This window comes from Brevundimonas sp. (assembly GCF_052436175.1).
In the GTDB taxonomy this organism is placed as follows: Bacteria; Pseudomonadota; Alphaproteobacteria; order Caulobacterales; family Caulobacteraceae; genus Brevundimonas.
The window spans coordinates 1-11,668 of sequence record NZ_JBQVNM010000076.1; the positions used below are offsets into that span (position 1 = coordinate 1).

Sequence of the window (11,668 nt, forward strand, 5' to 3'; positions counted from 1 at the left end):
GCCCTGGCCGGATGCGTCCTGGCCGGCAAGCCGGGCGCCGGTCTGCGTCGCCGCGCCCTGTCGGGCCTCCCGGGCGCGCTCAGACACACGGTCGGTCCCGACGGCGGACACGCCTCGCGCAGCGCCGAGGCCGGGATGGAGCTGCTGCTCGATCTGCTGACGCTCGACGAGGCTCTCGGCCAGATTTCGGAGCCGCCGCTCGAGGCCCTGACCACCGCCATCGCCCGTCTGACCGAGGGACTGCGCCTGCTGACCCTGCCCGACGGACGGCTGATCAGCTTCCAGGGCGGGGGGCCGTCGCATGTCGAGCGCGTCGCCGCCGCCCGCGCCCATGACGAGAGCGTCTCCGAGGGCGTCGTGGCCGCCCCCTCCGGCGAAGTCGCCGGCTACCGACGCCTGCACGGCGCCCTGCTGACCGTGGTGGCCGACACCGCCCCCGTCGCCCCGGGCCCCTGGTCCGAGACCGCCTGCGCCCAGCCGATGGCGCTGGAAATCGCCTGCGGCAAGGATCGGCTGATCACCGGCTCGGGCTGGACCCCGCGCGCCGCCGACCGGGCGGGCCTGCGCCTGACGCCGGGCCATTCCACCCTGACCCTCGGCGAACAGTCCCTGGGCGAGCCGCTCGGCGGCTGGAAGGGCGATCTGCTCGGACCGCGTCTGGTGGGCCGCCCCGTCCACGTCGGCGCCGAATACCGCCAGGCCGAGGGCGCCGTCTGGCTGGAGATGGAGCATGACGGCTGGGCCGTGCCCTTCGGCCTGATGCACCAGCGCCGCCTCTATCTGGACCAGCGGCTGGACGAACTGCGCGCCGAGGAGCGGCTGCATCCCTCGCCCGGCCATGAGGAAATCGTCCGCGCCATCGCCGCCCCCTACGCCGTCCGCTTCCATCTGGAGCCGGGTGTGCAGGCGTCCCTGGCCCGCGACAAGCGCTCCATCCTGCTGCGCGGCCATTCCGGCCGCGGCTGGTGGTTCCGCACCGACGGGCCCGACGTGGCCGTCGAACCCAGCGTCCACATCGACGCCGGCCTGACCCGCCGCTCGCTCCAGATCGTCGTCCGCGGCTCGGCCCGCACCGACGCCGAGACCAAGATCCGCTGGAAGCTGAGCCCCGCCGGCGCCACGGGCGATCCGGAGTGAAGGGCGCGGCTTCCGCGCTGATGTTATGGATCGGCTTGGCGGCCTGTCAAAGCGCGACGCACCAGCCAAGGTTCGAAGACAGCAAGCGCCTTGAGGCCGGAATAAGGATGCCGCCTGGCGCGTCGCCCCTAGTATCCTATGCCCGCTACTATCTGCCGACGCAGACAGTATCGGCTGAAACATTGCCGTTCACGACGATTTCGGATCACCTGCCGCAACGATTGGATCATCCCTCGGAACTGGTCCTGGCCATTTTCATACGACCCGATATCGGTCTTGCGGACGCCGAACAGCGGTGGAACCGGGCCCCGGGGAGTTATCTCGTCGAAACGCTTCCCAGCGTGGTCCATGCTGGCTGCGGCGCAGTGAATGTTCTGATCGCTCCCGAGAGTGGCGAGATGATCGCAGCATGGTGCAACGTCGATCTCTGACGCATCTCGGCGGGTGACCCTCGGAGCCTGTGGTGCTAGACGCGCGCCCATCCCTCCCCGCCCCGGATTCGCCCCATGCCCGCCGCTCCCGATTTCCCGCCCGCCCCCGACGCGGTGAAGCCCGTCCGCGCCCTGATCTCCCTGTCGGACAAGACGGGTCTGGAGGACGCGGCGCGCGCGATGCACGAGGCGGGCGTCGAGCTGGTCTCGACCGGCGGCACCCGCGCGGCCATCGCCGGGTTCGGCCTGCCGGTGAAGGACGTCGCCGACCTGACCGGCTTCCCCGAGATGATGGACGGCCGGGTCAAGACCCTGCACCCCGTGGTCCACGGCGGCCTGCTGGGCGTTCGCGACGCGACCGAGCACAAGGCGGCCATGGACGAACACGGCATCGGGCCGATCGATATCGTCTGGATCGACCTCTATCCGTTCGAGAGCACCGTCGCCTCGGGCGGCGGCTTCGACGCCGTGATCGAGAACATCGACATCGGTGGCCCGGCCATGATCCGTTCGGGCTCCAAGAACCACGGCTATGTCGCCGTCGCCGTGGACGGCGAAAGCATCGGCCTGATCGTCGAGGCGCTGAAGGCGTCTGGTTCGACGTCGCTGGCCCTGCGCAAGCAGCTGGCCGCCCGCGCCTTCGCCCGCACCGCCGCCTATGACGCCGCCGTCTCCGGCTGGTTCGCGGGCCAGCTGGAAGACGCCGCCCCGGCCCGCAAATCCATCGCCGGCGCCCTGGCCCAGACCCTGCGCTACGGCGAGAATCCGCATCAGACGGGCGCCTTCTACCGCACGGGAGAGGCCCGCCCCGGCGTCGCCCACGCCACCCAGATCCAGGGCAAGGAGCTGGGCTACAACAATATCGCCGACGCCGACGCCGCCTATGAGCTGGTCGCCGAGTTCGAACAGCCCGCCTGCGTCATCGTCAAACACGCCAACCCCTGCGGCGTCGCAATCGGCAAAAACCTGTCCGAAGCCTATGCTCGCGCCCTGGAATGCGACGCCGTCTCGGCCTTCGGCGGCGTCATCGCCGTCAACCGGCCGCTGAACGGCGCCGACGCCCGGGCCATCACCGAGATCTTCACCGAGGTCGTTATCGCCCCCGGCGCCGACGATGAAGCCAAGGCCGTCTTCGCCGCCAAGAAGAACCTGCGCCTGTTGATCACCGACGGCCTGCCCGACCCGCATGGACCGGGCGAGGTCTTCCGTTCGGTCGCCGGCGGCTTCCTGGTCCAGTCGCGCGACCGCAGCCTGATAAAGCCGTTGGACCTGAAGATCGTCACCCGTCGCCAGCCGACGCCGACCGAGATCCAGGACATGCTGTTCGCCTTCACGGTCGCCAAACACGTGAAGTCCAACGCCATCGTCTATGCGAAGGACGGCCAGACGGCCGGCATCGGCGCCGGCCAGATGAACCGCCGCGACAGCGCCCGCATCGCCGCCATCCGCGCCCGCGAGGCCGGCGAGGCGAAAGGCCTTGCCCATTCCCTCGCCGAGGGTTCGGCCTGTGCGTCCGAAGCCTTCTTCCCCTTCGCCGACGGCCTGCTGGAAGCGGTCGCGGCCGGCGCCACCTCGGTCATCCAGCCGGGCGGCTCGATGCGCGACGCCGAGGTCATCGCCGCCGCCGACGAACAGGGCGTGGCCATGGCCTTCACCGGGGTTCGCGTCTTCCGCCACTGACGCCCTCGCGCCGCCCGGCGCCGTCCACCCCCAGAACGCCTCAACCCTCCGGACCCCCGTCCGGAGGGTTTTTTCGTGTCCGCATCCCCCACGACGTGCGGCCGCCTCACGGCGTCTGCGGATCGCTCGGCCCCCCAAAGCCGGACGCTTCAGCGCACTGGACATGCGGTGCGCGGTAAATCCAACCCTTGAGAACAGAATGCTTGGCCCTGAAAGCCAGCATTCAACCCAGAAACCCCAGAGCACAGGTGAAAACCACTCACAATCGCCCACGAATCCCAGATCGATGTCGCGTTTGGCGTCAGATCGGCCAAAATTTCCCTTCACGGAAATTTTTTGGGACGCACGAACATTTTCTCTGACGGGGCATAATAGGTATGATCTTTCGCAATCTTCTCGCATTGCGCCTGCTTTCAGCAATTCGATGGCGAAAATTCCGCAGCTCTGGAGAGTTTAGTCCAATAATGTCGATCGATCGTCCTAAGAGGAATGCCCGTTTCTACATTCGCCCCATATGGGCCGCTTGATTTGTAAGTTCGGACGGATATTGGATGATTTTACCAATCCGGCGAAACAGACTCGGCAGCCGGGGCCACTGTGGGAGTTTCAGCATGCGTTCCGTTCTCAGCGCGCGTCAGGAAGAGTGCCTGCGCCTCACCGCCTTCCGCACCGACCGGGAGATCGCGGCCGTGCTCGGGATTTCGGAAGCGACGGTGAAGAAGCACGTCCATGAAGCCTGTCAGCGTCTCGGGGTGAAACGCCGGAAGGCGGCCCTGGCCCTGCTGGCGCCCGTCGGGACTTCAGGACTGACCCCGGCCCCAGCTCTCGTTCCGGTCGAGGCGGCGCCGCCGGTCGCGACCACGCCCGTGGCGGCGAGCGCGGCGATCCCCGCAGCCCGCCTGGGCTATCGCGCCCCGCCCCGCAACGCCCTGGCGCGCGCGGCGATGATCGCCGGACTGGCCGTGGTCCTGATGGCGACCACGACCACCCTGACCCACATGATGGCGGACTATCATCGGGCGCTGGGCCGACTGGACCCGGCCGGCCTCGCCGCCTCGGCCACGGTCAGGCCAACCGCCGCTTACAACTGACCCGGCCCGATTGACCCGGCGCCTCGCTCTGGCCAAGTCGGCGATTGCGGCTATAGGTTGAACCTCATGGCCGCCCTTCAGCTTCTGCTCATCCTTGTTCTTCCGTTCGCTGCGGCCCTTGCGTGGTTCAGGGGCGGACGCCCGGAACGCACGGCCGTAGCGGCGATTCTGGCGTCCTGGTCCGTCGGCCTGGCCCTGGCGGACCTGCAACTGGGCCGCAGCGCGCTCGGTCCAGCCCTGTGCGATGTCGCGCTGCTCGTCGTTCTGGGGGGGCTGGCCTTCCGTCAGGACCGCTGGTGGCTGCTGGCCGCCACCGCGACCCAGAGCCTGGTCGTCGCGGCCCATCTGGCCCTGGCCCTGCAACCGGACCTGACCGAGAGCGAGAATCTGGCCGCCCTGGCCGTGTTCCGACTGCTGTGCCTTCTGACCCTGTCCGCGGGGGTGTTGGAGCGCTGGCTGGCGGGCGAGCCCCCAGCCGCCCCGGGTCTGGCCCGTCCGCGCCTGGCCTCTCAGGACACGGACAAGGCGCCGAAAGGGCGACCGGCGGGAGCCTAGCTCTTGCACATATAAAGATGTCTTTATATGTCTGCGCCCACCGCCTTGGCGCAATCGGAGCTCGTCTTGTCCCGCACCTCCTTCTTCTTCACCTCTGAAAGCGTTTCCGAGGGCCATCCCGACAAGGTCGCGGATCGCATCTCCGACACCGTCGTGGACCTGTTCCTGTCCAAAGACCCCTTCGCCCGGGTGGCGTGCGAGACCCTCACCACCACCAATCTGGTCGTGCTGGCCGGCGAAATCCGCGGCCAGGGCATCATGGACACCGAGGGCAACTGGGCCCCGGGCGTCAAGGACGAGATCGAGGCCGCCGTGCGCGCCGCCGTCAAGGACATCGGCTACGAACAGTCCGGCTTCCACTGGGAGAAGTTCGAGTTCCAGAACCATCTCCACCCCCAGTCCGCCCACATCGCCCAAGGCGTCGACGCCTCGGAAGAGAAGGATGAGGGCGCGGGCGACCAGGGCATCATGTTCGGCTACGCCTCGAACGAGACCCCGGAACTGATGCCGGCCACCCTCCAGTACAGCCACAACATCCTGAAGAAGCTGGCCGAACTGCGCCACGCCGGCGGCACGATCCTGGAGCCCGACGCCAAGAGCCAGGTCACCCTGCGCTATGAGGACGGCAAGCCGGTCGCCGCGACCTCGATCGTCGTCTCGACCCAGCACGCCGAAGGCAAGACCCAGGCCGAGGTGGCCGCCGTGGTCAGGCCGGTGGTCGAAAGCGTCCTGCCCCAGGGCTTCATCACCAACGAGACCGTCTGGCACATCAACCCGACCGGCACCTTCGAGATCGGCGGGCCGGACGGCGACGCCGGCGTGACCGGCCGCAAGATCATCGTCGACACCTATGGCGGCGCGGCGCCCCACGGCGGCGGCGCCTTCTCGGGCAAGGATCCGACCAAGGTGGACCGTTCGGCCGCCTACGCCTGCCGCTACCTGGCCAAGAACGTGGTCGCCGCCGGTCTCGCCGACCGCTGCACCATCCAGATCTCCTACGCCATCGGTGTGGCCAAGCCTCAGTCGATCCACGTCGATCTGCACGGCACCGGCAAGATCGCGGAATCGGTTCTGGAAGAGAAGATCCTGGGCCTGATCGGCGGCGCCACCCCACGCGCCATCCGCGAGCACCTGGGCCTCAACAAGCCCATCTACGCCCGCACCGCCGCCTACGGCCACTTCGGCCGCGAGCCCGACGCAGAAGGCGGCTTCTCCTGGGAGAAGACCGATCTGGTCGATCAGCTGAAGGCCCTGGTCTGATCACCGCCTGATCCTTCGGGATCCCCGATTTCGCCGGCCGTTCCGAAAGGCGCGGCCGGCGTTTTCGTCTTCGGCGGCTTCTTTCCGTCCCCATCACCCGCTACAGGGCCCGCCATGCCCGCTTCCAAGCCCTCCGATCCCGACGCCGACACCAGCGCCCATCGTCCCCTGAGGACCTTCGGCCGCATCAAGTCGCGGCCGATCAAACCCCTGCAGGCGGCCCTGTTCGACAGCCTGCTGCCGTCCATCGCCGTGCCCGACCCGGCGGCGGGACCGATCGATCCGATGGCCCTTATGGCCGGCTCGACCTCGGCCTGGCTGGAGATCGGCTTCGGCGGCGGCGAACATCTGGCGGCCCAGGCGGCGCGCAACCCGGACACCGTCATTCTCGGCTGCGAGCCCTTCCTGAACGGGGTCGCCTCCCTGCTGCGCCATGTGGACGAGGGTGGTCTGAAGAACGTCCGCATCCATGCCGACGACGCCCGCGCGGTGGTCCAGGCCCTGAACCCTGCCTCCCTGGACCGGGTGATGATCCTCTTCCCCGATCCCTGGCACAAGGCGCGCCACAACAAGCGGCGTCTGGTTCAGGACGAGTTCGTCGCCGACCTCGTGCGGGTGCTGAAGCCAGGCGGGCGGCTGCGCTTCGTCACCGACTGGGAGAACTACGCCGACTGGGCACGGGAGAAGTTCGACGCCAACCCCGCGCTCCAATTCACTGGGCCCGCCGACCGTCACGCGGCGCCCGACGACCATGTCGTCACCCGCTATGAGGAAAAGAAGCTGGGCGACATCGCCCCCATCTTCCTCGACTTCGTCAGGATCTGAGACGAAGCGCGGGCCAGAGCTTCAACAGGCCCTGCCGCGTCGCCAGCACCAGACCCGACTTGACCGCCGCCCCGATCAGGAAGGGCGTGAATCCCGCCGCCAGCGCCGCCTCCAGCCCCATGGCACGCGCCAGCCAGGCCGCGCCGAGACCCAGCAGGACCAGATGGGCGACGAACAGGACGGCCAGCCCCGCGACCGGCCGGTCCAGCAGGCCCCGACTCGCCGCCGCCCCCGTCAGCCCCGCCGCGATCGGAAAGGCGACCAGATAGCCCGCCGTCGGCCCGGCGAACGGCGACAGTCCGCCCGCTCCGTCCGACAGAACCGGCAGGCCGATCAGCGCCGCCGCCAGATAGACCAGCACCGCCGCCACACCCCATCGCGCGCCCAGAACCGCCCCGGCCAGCAGCACGGCCCAGCTCTGCATTGTCATCGGCACCGGATGCATGGGAATGTCGAACCGCGCCGACAGGGCCATCAGCCCGGCGAAGACCAGGGCCAGACCTAAGGTCGTCAGAGAGGGGCCTCGCGCATCCATGATGCGCCGAAGATCACGGCGACGCTTCCGTCGCAAGCCCCGCCTTCCTATCTGCTCCGCCACGGGCGCGCCGCGCCCGCCACCCTTGAAGGACATCCCATGAGCTTCGGCCTCTATGACGCCTCCGCCCCCGTCTTCGTGCGCGCCCTCACCAACCTCTCGGCCCTGATGGACAAGGCCCTGACCCAGGGATTCGATGAGGCGAAACTGCTGGAGGCGCGACTGGCGCCTGACATGCGGCCCTTCCCCAGCCAGATCCAGCTGGCCTCCGATTCCGCCAAGGGCGCCGTGGCCCGCCTGACCGGAACGGACAATCCGTCGATGGCCGACACAGAGGCCAGCTTCGCCGAGCTCAAGGCCCGCATCGACGCCACGATCGCTTTCATACACTCCGTCGACGCCTCGGCCTTCGAAGGCGGCGAGGATCGCGACGTGGTGCTGAAATTCCCCGGCGGCGAACAGCATTTCAAGGGCGGCGCCTATCTGACCGGTTTCGCCCTGCCCAACTTCTTCTTCCACGTGACCACGGCTTACGCCCTGCTGCGCGCGGCCGGGGTCGAGATCGGCAAGCGGGACTACCTCGGCCGCGCCTGAAGGTCCGCATGACGTAGGCGGCGAACGAAGGGGGCTGACAACCCTCTTCGATGGGCCTATATGGCCTCCCACATCGTTAGACCGGCGTCCAACGGCGTCGTTCCAAGCGGCGGCCCTGGATGGCCAGCCGCTTTTTTCTTGCCTGCTTCAGAGCCCGAACCCAGAGACCCCGCCTTGCGCGCCAAGACCGCCCAGGACCGCCAGCTGATCGAACTGATCGACCCCATCGCGGAGTCGCTCGGCCTCGACATCGTGCGCGTGCGCCTGATGGGCGGCTCGCTGCGCCAGCGGCTTCAGATCATGGCCGAGCGTCCCTCGGACAACGACATCTCGGTCGAGGAATGCGCCCGTCTGTCGCGCGCCGTGTCGGAGGTGTTCGACGCCGCCGACCCCATCCCCGGCGAATACCTGCTGGAGGTGTCGTCGCCCGGCGTGGATCGTCCCCTGACCCGGCTCAAGGATTTCGACCTCTTCGAGGGCTTCGAGGCCCGGCTCGAATCCGACCGGATGATCGAGGGCCGCAAACGCTTCAAGGGCATCGTCGCCGGAACCGAGGGCGAGAACGTCTGCATGGACCTGGACGGCGAGGACGACACCGCCCTGATCCCCTTCGACTGGCTGGTGGACGCCAAGCTGGTCATGACCGACGCGCTTCTGAAGCGCGGCGCCGAAATCCGCGCCCGTCGCGGCGAACCTGAAGACGACGGGCTGCCCGAAGGGGCGGCCGAAGATCAAACCGACACCAAGACCCAATCTGAGGACAAAGCCTGATGGCCGTCACCGGTATTTCCGCCAACCGTCTCGAACTGCTCCAGATCGCCAATGCGGTCGCCCAGGAGAAGAATATCGATCGCGAGATCGTCATCGAGGCCCTGGAAGAAGCCATCCAGAAGGGCGCCAAGTCGCGCTACGGCGCCCACCACGACATCCGCGCCAGGATCGATCCGAAGACCGGCGAGCTGGCCCTGACCCGTCACGTCACCATCGTCGAGGACGACTGGCAGCCGGAAGACGAGCTGGAGGAGTTCAACGACTCGGCCATGGTCCGCCTGCGCGATGCGTCCAAGCGTGATCCCGAAGCCGTGGTCGGCAAGGAATATGTCGAGGATCTGCCGCCGTTCGAGTTCGGTCGCGTCCAGACCCAGATGGCCCGTCAGGTCATCACCGGGAAGGTCTGCGAGGCCGAGCGCGCCAACCAGTATGAAGAGTTCAAGGACCGCGTCGGCGAGATCGTCAACGGCACCGTCAAGCGCGTCGAATACGGCAACACCATCGTCGATCTGGGCCGGGGCGAGGGCATCATGCGCCGCGACCAGTCGATCCCGCGCGAGGTGTTCAACATCGGCGACCGCATCCGCACCTACATCTACGACGTCCGCGCCGAGACCAAGGGTCCGCAGATCATGCTCAGCCGCGCCCACCCGGGCTTTATGGCCAAGCTGTTCGCCCAGGAGGTGCCAGAGGTCTATGACGGCGTGATCGAGATCCGCGCCGCCGCCCGCGACTCCGGCTCGCGCGCCAAGATGGCCGTGCTCTCGAACGACTCCTCCATCGACCCCGTCGGCGCCTGCGTCGGTATGCGCGGCTCGCGCGTCCAGGCGGTCGTGGCCGAGCTGCAGGGCGAGAAGATCGACATCATCCAGTGGAACCCGGATGAGCCGACCTTCATCGTCAACGCCCTGGCTCCGGCGGAAGTCTCCAAGGTGGTGCTCGACGAAGAGGCCGGTCGCGTCGAGGTGGTCGTGCCCGACGAACAGCTGTCGCTGGCCATCGGCCGTCGCGGCCAGAACGTGCGTCTGGCCTCCCAGCTGACCGGCTGGCAGATCGACATCATCACCGAGTCCCAGGACAGCGAGCGCCGCCAGAAGGAGTTCGCCGAACGCACGGCCCTGTTCCAGGAAGCCCTGGACGTGGACGAGGTCATCGCCCAGCTGCTGGTCACCGAAGGCTTCGCCACGGTCGAAGACCTGGCCTTCGTCGAATCCTACGAAGTCGCCGAGATCGAGGGCTTCGACGAGGAAACCGCCGAGGACCTCCAGACCCGCGCCCGCGAATATCTCGACAAGCAGGCCGCCATTCTGGACGCCAAACGCACCGAACTGGGCGTCGAGGATGGCGTTCTGGACGTGCCGGGCGTGACCCTGCCCATCGCGGTCGCCCTGGGCGAAGGCGGCGTCAAGACGGTCGAGGATCTGGCCGACCTGGCCACCGACGAAATCCGCGGCGGCCACGAGGTCGTCAACGGTGAGCGGGTCAAGGTCGCCGGCGTGCTGGAAAGCTTCAACCTGTCCCAGGAAGACGCCGAAATGCTGATCCTCCAGGCCCGCGTCGCCGCCGGCTGGATCGACGCCTCCGAACTGCCCCAGCCCGAGCCGGAATACGAGGACGAGGTCGAATACGCCGAGGGCGAATACGACCCCGACGCCGTCTTCGGCGAGGCCCCCGCCTACGAAGCTGAATCCGACGTCGAGGCCGACGCCTCGGCCGACGACGACCAGCCCCAAGACGCGTGATGGGAGCCCGGGCCGTCCATGACTTTCCGCGAGGCGCACGCATCGGATAGGGATCGCCGCGATCTGGTCACCGGCCAGGTCATGGATGAATCTCGTCTGATCCGTTTCGTCGCGGGACCGGACGGCTCGGTCGCCCCCGACCTGGGCCGGAAACTGCCCGGGCGCGGCCTGTGGGTCGCCGCCGACCGCGCCTCGGTCGCCGCGGCGGTCAAGAAGAACCTCTTCGCCCGCTCGGCCCGCGCGCCGTTGAAGCCCGCCGCCGACCTGCCCGACCTGGTCGAGCGGCTGCTGGTCCGCCGCGTTCTGGACCAGCTGGGTCTTGCCCGACGCGAAGGCGTGCTTATCTCAGGTTTCGAGAAATCGGCGGCCGCCCTCCGTTCGGGATCGGTCGCCTGGGTCATCGAGGCCAGCGACGGCGCGGCCGACGGACGCGGAAAAATCCTCAACCTGGCCCGCCACCAGAGCGCCCGCATCTGCGGCGCGTTCACCGCCGACGATTTGAGTTTGGCCCTTGGGCTGGAAAATGTGATACACGCCGTGCTTCTCGCGGGCGGGCGGGCTGACCGCTGGACCGCCGAGATGGATCGGCTGGCGGGTTTTCGCCCCCTGCGACCAACGGACTGGGACCGGGTTCGCCCCTCTGACGAGGCGACGGAGACGGTCCGCGCCGGGTCAGGCGACGACCCGGGAGACGAGCCTTGACGGGCTGAATTGACGGGCGGGGTCTGGTTCCTGTGCGGGACCGGGCTGCGCACGGCTTTTTGTGTTTGCGTGACGATTTGAGATTTCGGCGGACTTCCCCGCCCACGAGTAAAGCGACCGGATGAGCGACGAGAACGACAAGACCAACGAAGGCCAGAGCAACGCCACGGGCGCCCCGTCGACGACGGGCCCCCGCGCGCCGCTCAGCCTGAAGCCGCGCGCGACCGGATCGGTCGCGACGGGCACCGTGCGCCAGAGCTTCAGCCATGGCCGCACCAAGACGGTGGTGGTCGAGACCAAGCGCCGCGCCGGACCGACCGGCGGGCCGCAGCGCCCGACCGGCTT

13 protein-coding genes are annotated in these 11,668 nt (G+C 68.2%); 12 read left to right on the forward strand and 1 reads right to left on the reverse strand.

What is annotated here, in order from left to right; all coding sequences use genetic code 11:
* The 7 genes from ACT6QK_RS13410 to trmB form a co-directional block, all read left to right on the forward strand.
* A partial coding sequence (locus tag ACT6QK_RS13410; protein WP_444598326.1) for a heparinase II/III family protein occupies nt 1-1,137 on the forward strand: 1,137 nt, incomplete at its 5' end.
* Nucleotides 1,134-1,568 (forward strand): hypothetical protein, encoded by a 435-nt coding sequence (locus tag ACT6QK_RS13415; RefSeq protein ID WP_444598327.1) that lies wholly within the window; start codon nt 1,134-1,136, stop codon nt 1,566-1,568. The genes ACT6QK_RS13410 and ACT6QK_RS13415, both read left to right, overlap by 4 nt.
* A gap of 75 nt (nt 1,569-1,643) precedes the next feature.
* Nucleotides 1,644-3,248 (forward strand): bifunctional phosphoribosylaminoimidazolecarboxamide formyltransferase/IMP cyclohydrolase, encoded by a 1,605-nt coding sequence (gene purH / locus ACT6QK_RS13420; protein ID WP_444598328.1) that lies wholly within the window; start codon nt 1,644-1,646, stop codon nt 3,246-3,248.
* 611 nt (nt 3,249-3,859) lie between these two features.
* Nucleotides 3,860-4,339, forward strand: coding sequence for a helix-turn-helix domain-containing protein (locus tag ACT6QK_RS13425; RefSeq protein WP_444598329.1), 480 nt, complete (start codon nt 3,860-3,862; stop codon nt 4,337-4,339).
* 66 nt (nt 4,340-4,405) lie between these two features.
* Nucleotides 4,406-4,894: a hypothetical protein gene (locus tag ACT6QK_RS13430; protein WP_444598330.1), complete on the forward strand. Its 489-nt coding sequence runs from the start codon at nt 4,406-4,408 to the stop codon at nt 4,892-4,894.
* Nucleotides 4,895-4,960: 66 nt separating this feature from the next.
* Complete coding sequence (gene metK, locus ACT6QK_RS13435) at nt 4,961-6,154, forward strand: methionine adenosyltransferase (RefSeq protein ID WP_444598331.1); 1,194 nt, start codon at nt 4,961-4,963, stop codon at nt 6,152-6,154.
* 114 nt (nt 6,155-6,268) lie between these two features.
* Nucleotides 6,269-6,979: a tRNA (guanosine(46)-N7)-methyltransferase TrmB gene (gene trmB, locus ACT6QK_RS13440; RefSeq protein WP_444598332.1), complete on the forward strand. Its 711-nt coding sequence runs from the start codon at nt 6,269-6,271 to the stop codon at nt 6,977-6,979.
* Here trmB and ACT6QK_RS13445 read toward each other — a convergent pair.
* On the reverse strand, nt 6,969-7,550 hold the full coding sequence (locus tag ACT6QK_RS13445; protein ID WP_444598333.1) for a biotin transporter BioY: 582 nt from the start codon (nt 7,548-7,550) through the stop codon (nt 6,969-6,971). The genes trmB and ACT6QK_RS13445 overlap by 11 nt on opposite strands.
* Nucleotides 7,551-7,613: 63 nt before the next feature.
* On the opposite strand from ACT6QK_RS13445, the gene ACT6QK_RS13450 reads away from it, so the two are divergent.
* From ACT6QK_RS13450 to ACT6QK_RS13470, 5 genes are all read left to right on the forward strand, one after another.
* A complete protein-coding gene (locus tag ACT6QK_RS13450; RefSeq protein ID WP_444598334.1) occupies nt 7,614-8,108 on the forward strand; it encodes a DUF1993 domain-containing protein in 495 nt (164 codons plus the stop codon).
* Nucleotides 8,109-8,282: 174 nt separating this feature from the next.
* Nucleotides 8,283-8,879, forward strand: coding sequence for a ribosome maturation factor RimP (gene rimP / locus ACT6QK_RS13455; protein WP_444598335.1), 597 nt, complete (start codon nt 8,283-8,285; stop codon nt 8,877-8,879).
* A complete protein-coding gene (nusA, locus tag ACT6QK_RS13460) occupies nt 8,879-10,621 on the forward strand; it encodes a transcription termination factor NusA (RefSeq protein ID WP_444598336.1) in 1,743 nt (580 codons plus the stop codon). The genes rimP and nusA overlap by 1 nt, the downstream gene beginning before the upstream one ends.
* An 18-nt stretch (nt 10,622-10,639) precedes the next feature.
* A complete protein-coding gene (locus ACT6QK_RS13465; RefSeq protein WP_444598337.1) occupies nt 10,640-11,323 on the forward strand; it encodes an RNA-binding protein in 684 nt (227 codons plus the stop codon).
* A 121-nt stretch (nt 11,324-11,444) separates the two neighbouring features.
* On the forward strand, nt 11,445-11,668 hold a 224-nt coding region (locus ACT6QK_RS13470), incomplete at its 3' end, for a translation initiation factor IF-2 associated domain-containing protein (RefSeq protein WP_444598338.1).